Source organism: Thermus albus, assembly GCF_022760855.1.
Taxonomy (GTDB): Bacteria; Deinococcota; Deinococci; order Deinococcales; family Thermaceae; genus Thermus; species Thermus albus.
This window is the reverse complement of record NZ_JAKTNR010000003.1, coordinates 265,231-281,326: the sequence shown is the minus strand read 5'-3', so window position 1 is coordinate 281,326 and position 16,096 is coordinate 265,231. Positions and strand designations below refer to the sequence as shown.

At 65.2% G+C, this 16,096-nt stretch carries 14 protein-coding genes; all 14 read right to left on the bottom strand.

Going from position 1 to position 16,096, the window contains the following annotated elements:
- Positions 1-48: 48 nt before the first annotated feature.
- The 14 genes from galT to L0D18_RS05200 all read right to left on the bottom strand — a co-directional run bounded on the left by galT (position 49) and on the right by L0D18_RS05200 (position 16,081).
- Positions 49-1,095 (bottom strand): galactose-1-phosphate uridylyltransferase, encoded by a 1,047-nt coding sequence (gene galT / locus L0D18_RS05265; RefSeq protein WP_243027802.1) that lies wholly within the window; start codon positions 1,093-1,095, stop codon positions 49-51.
- Positions 1,079-2,539 carry a glycoside hydrolase family 36 protein gene (locus tag L0D18_RS05260; RefSeq protein WP_243027801.1) on the bottom strand — a complete coding sequence of 487 codons (1,461 nt, stop codon included), beginning with the start codon at positions 2,537-2,539 and terminating at the stop codon, positions 1,079-1,081. Before L0D18_RS05260 ends, galT begins: the two co-directional genes overlap by 17 nt.
- 40 nt (positions 2,540-2,579) lie before the next feature.
- Positions 2,580-3,845 carry an MFS transporter gene (locus L0D18_RS05255; protein ID WP_423247895.1) on the bottom strand — a complete coding sequence of 422 codons (1,266 nt, stop codon included), beginning with the start codon at positions 3,843-3,845 and terminating at the stop codon, positions 2,580-2,582.
- Positions 3,842-5,890 carry a glycoside hydrolase family 2 TIM barrel-domain containing protein gene (locus tag L0D18_RS05250; protein ID WP_279232192.1) on the bottom strand — a complete coding sequence of 683 codons (2,049 nt, stop codon included), beginning with the start codon at positions 5,888-5,890 and terminating at the stop codon, positions 3,842-3,844. The genes L0D18_RS05255 and L0D18_RS05250 overlap by 4 nt, the downstream gene beginning before the upstream one ends.
- Positions 5,887-8,262 carry a glycoside hydrolase family 31 protein gene (locus L0D18_RS05245; protein ID WP_243027800.1) on the bottom strand — a complete coding sequence of 792 codons (2,376 nt, stop codon included), beginning with the start codon at positions 8,260-8,262 and terminating at the stop codon, positions 5,887-5,889. The genes L0D18_RS05250 and L0D18_RS05245 overlap by 4 nt, the downstream gene beginning before the upstream one ends.
- 54 nt (positions 8,263-8,316) lie before the next feature.
- Positions 8,317-10,044 (bottom strand): glycoside hydrolase family 2 TIM barrel-domain containing protein, encoded by a 1,728-nt coding sequence (locus L0D18_RS05240; RefSeq protein WP_243027798.1) that lies wholly within the window; start codon positions 10,042-10,044, stop codon positions 8,317-8,319.
- Positions 10,045-10,052: 8 nt separating this feature from the next.
- Positions 10,053-11,306: an MFS transporter gene (locus tag L0D18_RS05235; protein WP_243027823.1), complete on the bottom strand. Its 1,254-nt coding sequence runs from the start codon at positions 11,304-11,306 to the stop codon at positions 10,053-10,055.
- A gap of 12 nt (positions 11,307-11,318) precedes the next feature.
- Complete coding sequence (locus L0D18_RS05230) at positions 11,319-12,110, bottom strand: carbohydrate deacetylase (RefSeq protein ID WP_243027796.1); 792 nt, start codon at positions 12,108-12,110, stop codon at positions 11,319-11,321.
- A gap of 95 nt (positions 12,111-12,205) precedes the next feature.
- A complete protein-coding gene (gene ddl, locus L0D18_RS05225; RefSeq protein WP_243027793.1) occupies positions 12,206-13,174 on the bottom strand; it encodes a D-alanine--D-alanine ligase in 969 nt (322 codons plus the stop codon).
- A gap of 9 nt (positions 13,175-13,183) precedes the next feature.
- Entirely contained in the window at positions 13,184-13,753 is a 570-nt protein-coding gene (gene pth / locus L0D18_RS05220; protein ID WP_243027792.1) for an aminoacyl-tRNA hydrolase, read from the bottom strand.
- Between the two features lie 152 nt (positions 13,754-13,905).
- On the bottom strand, positions 13,906-14,526 hold the full coding sequence (locus L0D18_RS05215; protein WP_243027791.1) for a 50S ribosomal protein L25: 621 nt from the start codon (positions 14,524-14,526) through the stop codon (positions 13,906-13,908).
- Positions 14,527-14,610: 84 nt separating this feature from the next.
- The gene (locus tag L0D18_RS05210) at positions 14,611-15,333 is read right to left on the bottom strand and encodes a sulfite exporter TauE/SafE family protein (protein WP_243027790.1); all 723 of its coding nucleotides are present in this window, start codon (positions 15,331-15,333) and stop codon (positions 14,611-14,613) included.
- Entirely contained in the window at positions 15,330-15,734 is a 405-nt protein-coding gene (locus L0D18_RS05205) for an OsmC family protein (RefSeq protein ID WP_279232190.1), read from the bottom strand. The genes L0D18_RS05210 and L0D18_RS05205 overlap by 4 nt, the downstream gene beginning before the upstream one ends.
- 2 nt (positions 15,735-15,736) lie before the next feature.
- On the bottom strand, positions 15,737-16,081 hold the full coding sequence (locus L0D18_RS05200; RefSeq protein ID WP_243027788.1) for a hypothetical protein: 345 nt from the start codon (positions 16,079-16,081) through the stop codon (positions 15,737-15,739).
- Positions 16,082-16,096 lie beyond the last annotated feature (15 nt).

The window sequence follows — 16,096 nt, the reverse complement described above, 5'->3', positions numbered from 1 at the left end:
GGAGGGCCCGGCTGCTGCTGGTACCCTGGTCCAGGGCCAAAAGGTAGTTCATAAGACCTCCCGTAGCCTTTTTGCCGTTTCCTCGGGCAAGGCGTCCACCACAAACGTACCCGCTCCCAGCTCCGTGCCCGCCAGGAACTTGAGCTTGTCCTTGGCCCGCTTGGGCGGATAAAACTCCACGTGGAAATGGAAGGTGCGCTCCTCCCCTAGGGGGGCTGCGTGGAAGACCATGACGTAGGGAAAGGCCTCCCCGAAAAGGGCGTCGTAGCGGGCCACCACCCGGCCCAGAAGGCGGGCGAAGGCGGCCATCTCCTCATGGGAAAAGGTCCAAAGCCCGGGGTGGCGCTGCCAAGGGACCACCCAAACCTCATAGGGGTAACGGGCAAAGGGGGGTACGAAGGCTAAGAACCCCTCCTCCTGGTCCACCCGGTAGGGCTCCAAGTGGGGAAGAAGCTCGAGGAGCACCGGCCTTTCCCGGAAGGCCTGGCTTTCTCGCTCCAAGATGGGGGGCACCAAGGGGTAGGCGTAGATCTGCCCATGGGGGTGGTGCAGGGTCACCCCCACCGCCTCCCCCCGGTTTTCAAAGGGCATGACGAACTGGATGCCCTTTAGGGCATATAGGGCCTGGTACCGCTCCCGCCAAACCCAAGCCAGAAGAAGCCTTTCCTCCTCCGTGAGGGTGGCCAGGCTCCCCACGTGGGCCTCGGTGTAGACCACCACCTCACAGCGGCCTAAAGCCTCCCCTGCGGGAACGGGCAACCCTTCCGGGGGAGGGGTGGGGCTTGGCACCAGGGAGGGAAAGCGGTTGTCAAAGACCGCCACCTGGAAGCGGGAAAAGGGGATCTCCGTGGGGAAACCCCCTTCCCGGCTAGGGCAAAGGGGGCAGTGCTCCTTGGGGGGCAAAAAGGTGCGCTCCTGGCGATGAGCAGCATAGACCACCCATTCCCGTCTCAGGGGGTGGTAGCGGAGGTGGGGAGCGGGGCTATAGGGCAGGGCGGGCTCTGGGAGGGGGGGGTCCTCGAGGGGATGAAGCCCGTAAAGGATGAGCTCCCGCCCATCCGCTTTGCGGTGGACACGCCTATAGTAGGGAAGCATAGTCCAAGACCTCCTCCCCCACCTGGAAGCGGTAGGGGCCAAGCTGGTTTACCGCCTGGTCCTGGCTCAGGAAGGCCAAAAGCCTTTCCCTCTCTTCCGGGGTAAGCCAGGAGGGGGGGTCGGAGGTGGCCTTGAAGCCGGTGATCTCCCCCATGGCCTCCTGGAGGCGCCTCTCTTCAGGGGTCAGCAAGGAGAAACAGCTTCGGAAATAGGCCACATCCGGGTCCACCTGCACGTTTTCCCGAAGCCACAGCCGGTGCAGGGTGGTGCGGAGGGCGTTTTTAAGCCCCGGTCCCGTGGGGTCGGAAAGCCAAAGGGAGCGGTCCTCGTTGTCCCAGTAGGGGGCGGCATCCGGGCCCACCCGGAGGCCGTCGGCAAGCCCCAAGGAGGCCAGGATGGGGGCCCCGCAGAAGAGAAGATAAGCGCCACCCGCTTCCTCCCGTATCCGCTCCATGGCCTTTCGGTACCGCCCCTCCCCCTCGGCCCCAGGAAGGGAAGCCGCATAGAGAAAGTCCAGCTTGATGTAATCGTACCCCCACTCCCGGACCTTGCGCACCAGGCCAGCCGCGTATTCCAAAACCTCCTCGTTCCCCGAGTCCAAGGCGTAAAGGGGTCTTCCCCAGTTAAATCCCGCTGGGATAGGCCGGCCTTCCCCATCCCTAAGCACCCACTCGGGGCGGGCATGCCCCAGGGGGCTGTCCGGGGTCAGCAGAAAGGGTGCCAGCCATAACCCGGCCCTGAGGCCTTTTTCCCGGATCCTCTCCGCCAAAAAGGCCATCCCCCGGGGGAAGCGATCGTTTGCCTCCCAGTCCCCAAGGGCTCGCTGCCAGCCATCGTCAATCTGGAAGACCTCAAAGGGGAAGTGGGCCACCTCCTCCAAGGCGGCGAGGAGCAAGGCCTCGCTGATGCGGGTGTAGTAGCCATACCAGGAGCACCACACCCTAAGGGGCTTTCCGGAAAGGCGCCGGGGAAGGTGGCTGGCGTAGGCGGAAAAAACCTCCTCTTCCGGTCCATAGGCCAAGAACCAGCGGCCCTCCCCCAAGGCATACCGCCCCAAAAGCACCTCCTGCCGCCCCAAAACCCTGGCCCCCAGATCCAAAGCTCCCAGGAGGAGAACCTTCCCATCCGCCAAGCGCAAAGCCCCAAGCCCACTACCCCACCAGGCCCCTCCCCACTCCGCCGCGTCCAAGAGGAAGGGGTCATCCGCCTGGGGGCGTCGCTCTTTAGGGAAAAGGGGCTTGGGCGGCTCCCCTAGGCCCACCCAGGCGGCCAGGCTCCAGCTTTGCCAGCCGTGGCGGAAAAACTGCGCCCCCCTAGAGGGAGCAAAGGCCCGAACTTCCCTTCCCCTCAGGAGATACCCCCCGGAAACCGGTTCCGAGGAGGCTGCCGTGACCCCCACCTCGAGGCGGGCCTGCCCCAAAGAGCCCCCAAACACCACCCGCATGTGCCACCCTCCTCCCCGGGCTTGGCCCGTTTCCAGCATTCTATCCCCTGGCCCCGTAGGGAAAGCGCAAGGCCAACCCCAGGGCCAAAAGGATAGCCAAAAAGGGAGGGCCTGCCATAAGGAAGCGGAAGGCGGCCTCGGGACTGGGCCCTGGGGCTTCCCCGCTCACGTAGCCGAAAAGGGGGGTGAGGAGGGCAAAGGAAAGGGCCTGCAAGGGTCCGGAAAGCCGGTTGATAAAGCCGTAGACGCTATAGTAAACTCCCTCCCGCCTCCTTCCCGTAAGCTCCGCGTCCCGGTCTATCACCTCCGAAAGGAGCACATCCCCCAGCACCAACACCCCGCCAAACCCCACCCCGATGAGCACCCCCACAGGTAAAGCCTGCCCGAGGCTCTGGGGCCAGAAAAGGAGCATGGCCCCCAGGGCCAAAAGGGCGATGGCAAACAGCCAGGCCCCCTTAGGACCCAAGACCCCCGCCAGCCGGGCCCAGAGGAAGACGGAGGGAAGCGCCGAAAGTAGCACGGAGGCGAAGAGCAAGGAGGTGGCCTCAGGGCCCAAGCCCAAGGCATACTTGGCGTAAAAGGGCATGGCCGCCCCAAAAAGCCCCACGGCGAAGAGGAGAAAAAGGGCGGCTAGGGAATATAGCCAAAAGGCCCCGTTTCCCAGGGTGTAACGGAAAGCGGGAAGGAAGGAAAGGGGCTCGGCCTCCTGGGCTTTGGGGTCCTCACGGACGGAAAGGAGAAAGAGGAGAACCAACACGCCCCCAAGGGCTCCGTAAAGCAAGGCCATACCGGAAAAGCCTAGGGCGGTGTAGACCAAAGGGGTTAGGGCAATGCTCACCGCCAGGCCCAGGAAGTAAAAGCCCTGCCGCCAGGCGTTGGCCCGGGCCCGTTCCTCCTGCCCCCGAAAGAGCTCGGGGAAAAGGGCGGCGTGGTTCACCCAGGTGAGGGCAGCGAAGGTTTCAAAAAGGAGGATCGTGCCCAGGCAGTACCAAAAAAGGGCCTGACCCTGGCGAAAAGGCTCAGGAACGTTGAAGGTCAGGTAAAAGGCCAGGAGCAAAGGGGGAAGCCCCAGGAAAAGCCAGGGCCGCCTGCGGCCCCAAGGGGTCTTGGTGCGGTCGGAGAGGTAGCCGAAAAGGGGGTCGTTCACCGCATCCCACACGGAGAAGACAAGCCGGGCTAAGGCAAAGGCGCTGGCCGCCAAGCCCACCTGGTCCAGGTAGTAGAAGGCCACGTAGGTGCCAAAGGTCTGGCCCGGCAAGGTAAGGCCCAAGGCTCCCAGGGCGTAGGCGATCCGAACCCGGATCACCAGGCCACCCCCAGGGGGAGGATGGGCTCCAGGAACCGCACCTCTAACACCTGCCGGGACCAAAGCCTCTCCCCCTCATAGGCCTCCCCCACCAAGCGGTAAGGCCCAGGAGGAAGCCTCCTCAAGGCCTCCTGGAGGGGAAGGAAGCGGGCTTGGACCTCCAGGGGGCTTTCCCAAAGCTCTCCCAGGCTGAAAAACCGCCTAGCCTCCCCCGGGGCCAAGGTCACCCCCTCCTCCCAAAGGGGAAGGCTCTCAGGGCCCTCCAGGAAGAGGCGCACCTTAAGCGCCAGGGGCCGGTCCAGGTCGCTTATAAGCCAGGCCTCCTGCAAGGGGGGGGCCCCCACCTCCACCTCTGCCCGGTAGGGGACCAGGGAGAGGAGAACCGGGCTGCTGGCCTCCTTTAGGGCAAAAAAGCCCTTTTTGGGCACCCGCTCCACGTCCAAAACCGCCCAGGTGATCCCCTCCCAGGGCTCCACCAACATGAACTGGAAGTAGCCCACCACCCGCCCCTTGGCCCGGCGGTAGGCGTGGATGGCAAACTGCAAAAGCCTCGCCTGATAGCCTTGGGAACTTTCCACAAACTCCTCCAGGGAGTTGCCAAGCCCCACCCCCGCCACCCGGAAGGTCTCGTGGGGCTGGAAGTTGTGGTAGGCATAGACCTCCCAGTTGGGAGGCCAGGCGGCCTCACCCAGAACCTTACGCAAAAGCTCCGCCCGGGGCAGGGCCTGGGCCCCGAACTCGGAAGGCAGGGGGGCCCCGGGCAGGGCCAGGAAGTCCCGCACCTGCCCCCAGTACCAGCCGGGGTAAGGGTGCTCGCGGAAGTCGGAGGCCTCCTTCACCGGACGGGTGGGGTCAGCGGCCCGAAGCCCGGCGGCCAGGAGGGGGCCTAGGGTGTGACGGTTATGGGTGGGCTCGTTCTGGGCACACCAGAGGTAGATGGAAGGATGGGCCCCCAAGGCCTCCACCATGGCCTGGGCCTGGCGCAAAGCCTCCTGGGCAAAGGCCTCGTCCGGAGCATAGCCCCATTGCAAGGGAAAATCCTGCCACACCAACACGCCTTCCCGGTCGCAGGCCCGGTAGAAGGCGGGGTGGGTCACGTGGGCGTGGACCCGCACCGCATTGAGGTTGGCCTCCTTGACCAGGGCCACGTCCTGCTGGGCCAGGGCCTCGGTGTAGCCGGCAAGCCACTGGGTGGGGATGATGTTGGTGCCCCTTAGGAATAGCCTCTTCCCGTTTAGGAGAAGCCAGCCCTCCCCATCCAGCTCCACGGTGCGGAAGCCCAAGGGCACGCTGAGGCTGGCCCCCAAAACCTCCGCCTCGAGGCGGAAAAGATGGGGAAACCCCCGCTCCCACACCTCCCATAACGGCATTTCCGGCAGGTCCCACACCACCTCCCGCCAACCCCGCCCCCCTTCCCCCTCGAGGACGGCCCTCTTTTCCAGCGCCTCCCCGGGGAAGTTTTCTGGGCCAATCCTAAGGTGCACCTCCTCGCGAAAGGGCCTTAGGGCATCCACCAGGAGGCGCACCCATAGCCGCCATCCCCCAGGCCGGGGAAGGAGGCGGTGGGTGAGGCCCAAAAGGGCCACCTCTTCCCGCACCCAGACCTCCACCCCGCCCCATAGCCCCCCTGTCCCTCGTTCCTGGCCCCGTTCCGTGGTTCCCCCGGGGCGGCAGTCGTGTTGCCCCAAGACCCCCTTTATCTGCCGCTTGATCCGGGGCCAGACCCCTAGGGGCTCCTTGGGGGCGGAAACCCTAAGGAGGACCTCCCCACCCGGGGGCAACTCCAGGAGCCAGGGGAAGAAATACCCCTCGTGCCGCCCCAGGTGGACGCCGTCCACCCAGGCCTCCTGGTAATAGTCCCCAAAGGAGCGGAGGAAGCGCCTTGGCCCCCCTTCGGGAAGGGGAAGCCGGTACCAGCCCACCTCCGCCTCCAGGCCCTCGAGGGTCCACTGGTGGGGCAAGCCCACCTCCCGCCAACCCCCATGGGGAAGCCCCTCTGGCGTTTCCGCCCCATGGGCCAAAAACCACGCCCTTTCCAGCCTCATTCCGCCACCTCCAAAAGGGCCTCTTGGAAAAGGGGAAGGCGAACCCCCCCTTCCCAAGCCGGGTACACCCTCCCCTCCACCCAGGCCCTTAAAAGCCTCCCGCCAAAAAGCTTTAGGCCAATCCCCTCCCAGGGCCAAGGGTAGCCCCCTTCGCCCTCCCAAAGGAGGCGAAAGCCCCCTTCCACCCTTTGCAGGCGGAAGCGGTCCAGCCGATAGGCCCCTTCCCCATCCCCCTCGTCCCAGTAGAGGAGACCCTCAGCCCCCTCTTCCCCCGGGTACAGGTGGAGGGTAAGCCCCTCCCCCTCCAAGAGGGGTAGGACGCTTCCCGCCCGCACCAGGAGGGGGATCCGCCCCAAGGGGGCGGGAAGCCGCACCCAGGCCGGGCCCTGCGAAACGCCTTCCTCCTCCCAGGAGTACCACCTTCCCTTGGGCAGGGGCACCTCCTTGGCCCGGGCCCCCTCCTCCAGGACGGGGGCCACCAAAAGGGCCTCCCCCAGGAGAAAGGCCTCCTCGGTGTAGGGACCCCCTTGCAGGAAAAGGGGCCGGAGGAGGGGAAGCCCCTTTCGGCTCGCTCGGTAGGCCAAGGTATAGAGGTAAGGGAGGAGCCTTTCCCTAAGCTCCATGGCCCAGCGCGCCCCCTCCAAGACCTCATCCCCGAAGCGCCAGGGTTCCCGCCGCCGGGTCCAGCGGGCGGAGTGGAGGCGGAAGAAGGGGGTGAAGGCGGCCATCTGGAACCAGCGCAGGTAAAGCTCGGGGGAGGGGTTGCCGCTAAAGCCCCCGATGTCCGAGCCCACGAAGTACACCCCGGAGAGGGATAGCCCCAGGAGGGCCCGCAGGGTGGTCCTGAGGCCCTCCCAGGTGCTCTCCACATCCGCGGTCCAAGCCCAGGCGTACCGCTGTACCCCCGCATACCCCGCGCGGGTGAGGAGAAAGGGCCGGGAAAGAGGGGCATGTTTACGGAACCCCTCCCAGGTGGCCCGGGCCATGAGGAGGCCGTAGAGGTTGTGGGCCAGGAGGTGGTCGCCCCCTTGGCCCTCGAGGCTATGGCGCACCCCCTTGGGAAAGGTGGGCTCCCCCCAGGCGGCGAAGAGGGCGGGCTCGTTCATATCCAGCCAGAAGCCCGAAACCCCCAGCTCCAAAAGGCCCTTGAGCTTATCCCCCCACCAGTCCCGGGCCCTGGGATCGGTGAAGTCCGGGAAGGCGGCAAGCCCGGGCCAGACAGGGCCTAGGAAAACCTCCCCCGAGGGCAGGCGGCAAAACACCCCTTCCCTTAGGCCCTCCTCATAGGGGGGAAACCCCTTTTCCGCCTTGATCCCCGGGTCCAGGATGAGCACCGTGCGCACGCCCTTTTCCCGAAAGGCCCGCACCATCCCCCCTAGGTCGGGGAAGCGCCTTTCGTCCACGGTAAAAACCCGGTAACCCCGCATGTAATCTATGTCCAGGTGCACGGCCCTTAAAGGGAGACCCCGCTTAAGGAAGCCCTCCACCACCTCCTCCACCTCCCTCCTCGTCCCAAGCCCCCAGCGGGCATACTGGAAGCCCAAGGCAAAGCGGGGCGGCAAAGGGGGAAGGCCGGTGAGCTGCACATAACGGGCCAAAGCCTCTTCCAGGGGCCCTGGAATCAGGTAGTAGCGGAAGGGGCCACCCCAAAAGCCCACCAAGGCCTCCTCCCCCCGAAGGTCGGCAAAGCCGTCCGCAGGGTTCTCGTAGAAGGCCAGGTACCCCCCCTCGTGAAGGAGGGAAAGCCAAAGGGGCACCGAAAGGTAAAGGGGGTCCTCCCCAAGGCCGTAGCTTCCCCCAGGGTCCCGGTTCCAGAAGCGGAAGACCCCACCCCGGCGGTCCAGGGGATGGGCCCTCTCCCCGAGGCCCAAAACCCTCTCCCCCGGAACGAGGCGCACCCGGTGCCGCCAAGCAGGCCCTAAGCGTTCGGGATAAGATTCTTGCCGCAAAAGCCTTTCCTCCCCGTCCCAGAGGCTTAAGCCTTCCCCCTCCAGGCGTAGGGCCAGGCGAGGGGTCTTTAGGAGGTAGCCCTCCTGGGTCTTCAGGCGCTCGGGCTCAAAGGCGGGGGGTGTGCCGCCCGCCAGGGCATAGGGCGGCACAGGCTCCCCGGGAAACCAGGTGAGGCGGAGGAGGTCCTCGCCGAGGAAGACCGCTTCCAGATAGGGATCCTGCCCGCGACCGGGCGTGGCCTCTTGAAAGTAGACCCTAACCCCCCCGGGAATGGCCTCGAGGTTCCTAGGCCTCCCCACCCCCTGCCAAGCCTCCGCCATGGGGGCCCTCCCCTCTAGAGCCTCCAGCTGGTCCCTCCTCCGGGCGTACTGGAGGGCGAGAAGGATAACGCCCGGGCCCAGGAAGGCCACGGTTTTCCCCACACTCCAAAGCGTTTTCAGCCAACCTTTTCGGGGTGCACCCATATCCTCCCCTCCCTACTCAAAAAGGATCCGCCTCACCTCGCACCCTTCCAGCAAGGCCCGCACCCTTTCCGGGGGCACCTTGGGCCTACGCCAAAAGTCCAAAAGCCCGTTTTCCTCCTGGAAGGTGTCGTAGAGCTGGGTGTAGCCAAACCCGCTTAGACGGCTTTCGCACACCGCCTGCACGTAGCGCAGAACTTCCGCCAAGAAGGCCTCTTCCCCCTCCACCTCCCGGTACCCCCAGCCCGGGGTAGGACCCCTTAGCCTAAGCCCTCCAAACTCGGAAAGAAGGGGCCACACCCCATCGGGAACACCCTCCTGGGAAAGGGGGCGGCCCATGGGGGCCAAGGGAAAGCCCCCTTGCCCGTACCGCCGGGAGAGGACCTCGGGGGGAGCGTAGTCGTGCACGGTGTAGAGGTCCCAAAAAGGTCCGTGTTCCCAACCGTCGTTGTCCACCAAAAGGCGGCTGGGATCCAAGGCACGGGCTAGCAGGAAGACCCCTTGGAGGAAGGCCTGGGTTTCCCGCCTCCAGGGAGCAAGCCCCCAGCTTTCGTTGAAAAGGACCCAGGCCACCACGCTGGGGTGGTTATAGTCCCGCTCCAAAGCCACCTGGAGTTCGGCCAGGTAACGCCGGGCCGCAGTCGGGGAGAAGCGGAAGAAACTGGGCATCTCGGCAAACACCAAAAGCCCAAGCCGGTCCGCCAGGTGGAGGTAGCGGGGGTCTTCCAGCTTCTGGTGCTTGCGCACCCCATTGAAGCCCAAGGCTTGGGCCAGCTCCACGTCCCGCCTAAGGGCGGATAGGCCTGGGGCCGCCAGGTGGCCTTCGGGCCAAAGCCCCTGGTCCAAGGCCAGCTTGGGGAAGTAGGGCTCCCCGTTGAGGAAGAAGACCCCCTGCCTGGCGGAAACCTCCCTTAGGCCCCCGTAGGAATAGACCTCGTCCAACACCCGCCTTCCCCTAAGGAGGCGGAGGCGCAAGGGGAAGAGCACCGGGTTTTCCGGGCGCCAGTAGAAGGCCTCCGCGTTTCCCTTGAAGGGAAGCCCCAAAAACCCCCGGGCAAGCCCACCCAAAAGGGGAAAGCGGGCCTCCAACCAAGGCCTTTCCGCCACCAACCCCTCCCCCCTTGCCCCCGGGAAAAGGGCCACCTCCACCCCATCCCCTTCCCCCAGGGCCCGCACCTCCAGGTGGAAGCCCAAAGCCTTCAGGTCCGGGGTTAGGCGCAAGGCGGCGATATGGCTTTCCGGTACCCACTCCAACCATACCGGCTGCCATATCCCCGTGGTCCGGGGATAGAAGATTCCCTCGGGCTCCGCCAAGGCCTGCTTTCCCCGGGGCTTTTCCGCATCCCAGGGGTCATCCTCGGCCCGCACCAGGACCTCGAGGGGCCTATTGGCCAAAGGGGTGAGTTCCAGGCTAAAAGGGGTGTGCCCGCCCTCATGCGCCAAAACCCTCACCCCATCCAAAAAGACCTCCGCCCGGTAGTCCACGGCCCCGAAGCGCAGGAAAACCCGCCAGCCAGGCCTTGGCCTCAGGCGCAAAACCCTCCGGTACCAGGCCACCTCCACCAAAGGCTCGTCCACCCCGCTACCCGGGGCCTCAGGCGGGAAGGGAACCAGGATCTTGCGACCGAAGCGCACCCTTTCTGGCCGTTCCGCCTCGCTTAGGGCCAAGTCCCAGGGGCCCTCGAGGGCCTTCCAGCTCGGGCGCTGAAGGGTGGGCCTGGGGTGGTTGGGGTCCAGCTTCATGGGGTTCCTCACTCCTTTATCTCGTGGGGGAAGAAGGCCGTGAGGAAATAGGCCAGCAGGATGGCCACCCCCGGGATCACCGCCACCAGGAAGCGGAAGGCCAAGCCCGGGTTGGGGCCGGGGTTCTCCCCGCTCACGTAGCCGAAAAGGGGACCGAGAAGGGCGAAGGAAAGCCCCACCAAAGCCCCCGAAGCCCGGCCCAAAAGCCCCACCAGGCTGTAGTAGGCCCCTTCCCGCCGGGTTCCCGTCCTCTCGGCGTCCAGGTCAATCACCTTAGCCATCACCACCTCCCCCGTGACCCGCACCCCGGCAAACCCCACCCCCACCAAGGCCCCCACCAGGATGGCGGGGAAAAGGCTTTGCGGCAGGAAGAGGAGCAGGGCCGCCAAGCCCATGAGAAGGTGGGCCAGCCGCCAGGCCCGCTTCCCCCCCAAGGCCCCCGCAAGCCTTCCCCAGAGGAAGACGGAGGGCAGGGCCACCAGGAAGACCGCGGCGAAGAGGAAGGTGGTGGCCGCCTCGGGCAAGCCCAGGCTGTGCTTGGCGTAGAAGGCCATGCCCGTCTGGATCACCATGCGCCCAAACTCAAAGAGAAGCCCCACCAAGGCCACCACCCAAAAGGCCCGGTTGGCCAGGACCAGGCGGAAGGACTCCCGAAGCCCAAGCCCGCTTTCCGCCCTGGGGTCTTCCTGGATGCCCGGGAGAAAGAGGAGGAAGGCCAAAAGGGCAAGGACAGAGAAGAAAAGGGCCATGCCCAGGAAACCCACCTGGGCGTAGACCAAAGGGGCCAGGGCAATCCCCAGGATGAGGCCGAAAAGCTCGGTGCCCCGCTTTAAGGCGGCGGCCCCTGCCCTTTCGGAGAGGCCCCGGAACATCTCCGGGAATAGAGCCCCGTAGTTGGTCCAGACCACGGTGGCCATGGTTTCATAAAGCACGATGCCCACGGCGAAGTAATAGGGCAAAACCGCAGGGGAGCGGGCCCACTCGGGCACCCAGAAGACCAGGATGTAGAAAAGGAGGAAAAGGGGTATCCCCAAAAGGAGCCAAGGGCGCCTGCGGCCCAGGCGGGTTTTGGTACGATCGGAAAGGTGGCCGAATAGGGGGTCATTCACGGCATCCCAGAAGGCATACACCGTGCGGGCCAGGGCATAGAAGGCGGCGGAAAGGCCCAGCTTTTCCAGATAAAAGAAGGCCAGATAGGTGCCAAAGCTTTCGGAAACCAAGGTAAGCCCCAGCTGCCCCGAGGCGTAGCGCCACTTTTTCATCATCGCCTCCTTCTAAAGCGCATCCCGGACCATCCGCCACGTCAGGGGGTGGAACTCCGCCAAAACCCTCCGCACCTCGGGGTGGGAAAGGGCAAAATAGTCGGCCTCCCGGGTCTGCCAGTCGGGAAGGGCCCGGCCCTCAGGGGTTGGGAGGGCGCTGTGGTGGACGACGTGATAAAGGCCTGGCGGTAACTTGGCCAGGTCCAAATAGAAACCCAGGCATTCCTCCGGGGGAAGGCCGTAGGCGTCCAGGAAGCGCACCTTGGGAAAGGGGGCCTGGGCTAGGAGCCGTTCCAGGTCCGGTAGGAAGACGCTGGGGACCCCGAGGCCCTCGAGGCTCTCCGGCACCAAGGGCACCAGGTGGTACTCCTGGGCCAACCGCAGGTAAACCTCCGCCAGGTCGGGCCTTAGTACCGCCCCTTGGTGGGTATCCACGTGGGTGGGCGAGAAAAGCCTTTTGGCCGCCTCAATCTGGGCCCTTAGCTCCCGTTCCACCTCCTCGAGGCGGGCCCTTTGCCACAGAACCTCCAAGGAACTCGGGAAATACCCCGCCTCGTCCCTAAGGCTTTCCCCTTCCGTCAGGGGCCGCATCCGGGGAGCGGGCCACTCGCTGGTGAGCACCAGGTGCACCCCCAAATCCTCCCCCCTCACCCCGCTGGCCCAGGCCCCTGGCACCATCACGCTTCCCGTGGGAAAGCCCAGGGCCTGGTAGGCGCTGTTTTGCGCATGGGTCAGGCCCAGGTCGTCGTGGTGCAAGAGGAGGACCCGACGTCCAAAAAGGCCAAGCCTCGCCAAAAGGTCCATAAGACCCCCTTTCCCTTCAGGATTCCATCCTAGCGCAGAGGCTAGGGGAATGCCAGGGGAAAAGGGCCCTTACGGCCAACCCACCCGGGGGGTGGCTACTCCAAGGCCAGCTCCACCAGCCGCCTGAGGAGCTCGGGGTAAGGAAGCCCCCCGGCGGCGAAAAGCCTGGGGTACATGCTGGTGGGGGTGAAGCCGGGGATGGTGTTGATCTCGTTGAGGTAGACCTCCCCCTCCGCCAGGAAGAAGTCCACCCGGGCCATGCCCCGGATGCCCAGAAGCCTATAGGCCTTCAGGGCCAGCTCCTGCACCGTTTCCTGGGTGCCCGGGTCCAAGGGCGCCGGGATCAAAAGCTCCGCCCGCCCCGGGGTGTACTTGGTTGCATAGTCGTAAAAGGCCGCCCGATAGCGCACCTCCCCCACCGGGCTGGCTTCCCCAAAGATGTTGCCCAAGACCCCCACCTCCAGCTCCCGCACCCCCAAAAGGGCCTTCTCCACCACGGCCTTCTGGTCGTGGCGGAAGGCCTCCGCCAGGGCCTCCTCCAGCCCAGCGTACCCCTCCACCCGGCGGATGCCGATGCTGGAACCCGTGTTGGCGGGCTTGACAAAAAAGGGTGGGTCAAAGGGAATAAGGGGGGTCTCTCCCCGGTAAACCGCCACCCAGGGCACCACGGGAATCCCCGCCTGGGCCAAGACCCGCTTGCTTAAGTCCTTGTCCATGCAAAGGGCGCTGGCCGCCACCCCCGCCCCCACGTAGGGCTTGCCTAGCATTTCCAGGAAACCCTGAAGGGTGCCGTCCTCTCCCCATCTTCCGTGTAGCAAGGGGAAAACCACGTCAAACCGGCTCCATTCCAAGGAGGGTGGGAAGGCATCCCGGCCCTCTAGGGCCACGCCAGCCCTAAGGGCTTCCTGGGCCTCCTCGCCCAGAAGCCACCGGCCATCCTTGGCGATCACGGCGAGCTCGGTGGGAAAGGGCATGTGCTCCAAGACCCCCTGGGCGGAGAGCAAGGAAACCTCGTGCTCGGGGCTCCTTCCCCCGGCGATGAGGAGGACTCTAGGCGCGGCCATGTCTAGAGCTTAGCCTCCCTCTTGGGAAAGGTCCAGACGGTTGTAGCGGGAGGCGCACGGGGCAAGCCCTTCCCTAACCCAGCACAGCACCGCCTCCTTGGCCGCCTCGAGGACCCTCTCCACCACCGGCCACTCCTCGGGGAGGAAGGGGGAAAGCACATACGCCGCCCCCAACTCCCGGGCAGGGGGCTTGCCGATGCCCAGGCGCAGGCGGTGAAAGGCCTCGGTTCCCAGGGCCTCGGCGATGGAGGCCACCCCCCGGTTTCCCGCCGGGCTTCCTCCAGCCCGTAGCCGCAAGCGCCCCAAAGGCAGGTCCATCTCGTCGTGGACCACCAAAAGGCGCTCCGGAGGGATCTTGTAAAAGCGCACCAAGGGGGCTACCGCCTGGCCGCTTAGGTTGTAGTAGGTGAGGGGCTTGAGGAAAATCCCCTTCTCCCCTGCCACCTCCACTTCGGCCAAAAGGGCCTCCCCCTTGGGGCGGAACTCCAGCCCCAGCCGGTCCAGGACCATGAACCCCAGGTTGTGCCGGGTCTTGGCGTACCGCTCCCCCGGGTTTCCCTGGCCCACCACCAAAAACATTCCTCCCCCTCCCCAAAAGGAGGCGGGACCGCTGGCCGATCCCACCTCCTATCCCTTTCCCGCCATATGGTGCTCCAGAGGTGCTCGAGGGCCTAGCCCGGAAAAGGGAGGCACCGGGGTTCCCACCTCGGCGAAAGCCAAGGTGGGGGGTATTACTCCTCCTCTTCCTTCTTGCCCTTCTTGATCACCTCGGGCTCGGCGGGGGCCTCGAGGACCTCGGCCGCCAGCTTCTCCACGTCCTCAGGGGGCACCACCGCGGCGATGGTCTCCTCGGGAGAAACGGCCAGCTTAACACCTTCAGGAAGCTTCAGGTCAGCGGCATGGAGGCTATCCCCAATGCCCAAGCTGGAGACATCCACCTCAAGGAACTCGGGGATGTTCCGCGGGGAAACCCTGACCAGGATGTCCCGGTGGATCTCCTGCAACACCCCACCTTCCCGCACCCCCTGGGGCGTACCCACGAAGCGCAAGGGGATGTACATCTCCACCGGCTCATCGGAGAGCACGTAGAAGTCCACGTGCTCGGGGCGGCGCCGGCGCTTATCCAAGTTCACCTGGCGCACCAGGGTGGGAAGCTCCTGGCCATCGGGGAGTTCCAGAACGATCACCTGGTGAATGGAAGCCTGGCGGAAGACCTTGTCAAACTCCCCCAGCTCCACGTACACCTTCCGGTTCAGGTGCTTGTTGTAGATGACGCCGGGGAGCTTCCCCGCACGGCGCAAAGCGGCGGGCTTCTCCCCCTCCCGGTACTGGGCTTGCAAACGGTATTCCATGTCTCCTCCTGAACTATCCAAGGCCCCTAAGGGGCACACTAAGGGAAAGCTTAGCACATCCCTGCGCTTTCCATCCACCCGCGCCTAGGAGAAGACCTTGTAAAGGGTCACCAGCAGGATCAGCACCCCAAAAAGCTGCTTTAGGCGCTGAGAAGGCAGGTAGAGGCTCGTGAGGCGGGAGCCCAGGTAACTGCCCAAAGCCCCCGCCACCACCAGGGAAAGGGTGAGCCCAAGGTCCAGCCGGGCGGTGGGGAGATGGGGCAGGAGGGAGGAGAAGGAAGGGGGCGTCACGGCAAAGGCGTTGATGGCCGCAGCCCGCTTGGGGTCGTGGCCGGTGAGGATTAGGGTGGGCATGAGGAGGAACCCCGGGCCTACCCCCAAAAACCCAGAAAGCACCGAGATGGGGGCCGCCAAGGCCAAGGCCATGGGGAAGTTTTCCCGAGGCGCCTTCGGGGAAACGGGGCGAAAGAGGTTGTAAGCCAGGTAGGCCACCGCCCCCAGGTAGATCCACCACACATACCGCACCTCCACCCGCTGCACCAGCCAGGCTCCCACCGGGGCGAAGGAGGTGGTAACCAGGGCCAGAAGGATGGCCTTGCGCCAATCCACCAAACCGCTTTGGGCGAAGCCGAAGACGGCAAAAAGAGCCGTCACCCCATTGAGGAGAAGGGAAAGGGGCTGAACCTGGTGGACCAAATCCGGCAAAAAGAGGCTCAAGAAGGGCACGGCGGCAAAGGCCACCCCCAGGCCCAGCATGCCGGACACCACGGCCAGCAAGAAGAGACCTACCACCACCACCGGGTTCATGCCCGCTCCCACTTTCCCGCTATGGGAATGGTGTCCTTGAGGCTTTGGTAGAGGGTGGAGTTTTTAAGGGTTAGCTCAAAGAGCCTTTGCAACCTTTCATCCGGAGCCGAGCTCTCCAGGTACAGAACAAAGCCTATTTGGGCGATTCTCGGAGGTTTGTCCTCCCGGCTGGCCTCGAGGACCACCCTGGCCCCTTCCAAGGGCACCTTGGAGGATTCCGCCACAAACTGGATACCCGTAAGAAGGCAACTGCCCAGTGCGGCCAGGAGGGTTTCCACCGGATTAACCCCCGCCTCCAGGTCGGCGCGGCGGGCCCCCAGGACCAAGGTGAACCCCCGGGCCTCCGCCAGGGCCCTTTGGGCATCCTGGCGGCGTACTTCCACGCGGTAGGCCTGGGACATGGCTAGAAGCTATAGACCGTAGCCCCTTCCAGGGCGTAGTCCACGAAGCGATCCCGGGCATAGGCCAGCCGGATACCCCGGGCCTTGAAGGCCTCCTCGGCCCCCAAAGCCCTAGCGGAGTTAAGACAGGTGTACACCGGCACCCCCTGGGCCACGAGGCTATCCACCCCCTGGTTGTACTCGGCCAAGGCAGGGTCCAAAAGCGCCCGCTCGGCAGGCCCGAAGATGTAGACCTCCAAGTCCACCCCCCGCTCCTCCTTCACTTGGCGGATGCGCTCGGCCAGGTGTACCCCCGTGTTCAGGCTGCTGGGCTCCCCATGGAAAATGTGGATGACTACTTTAGCCATAAAACCCCCGGAGGG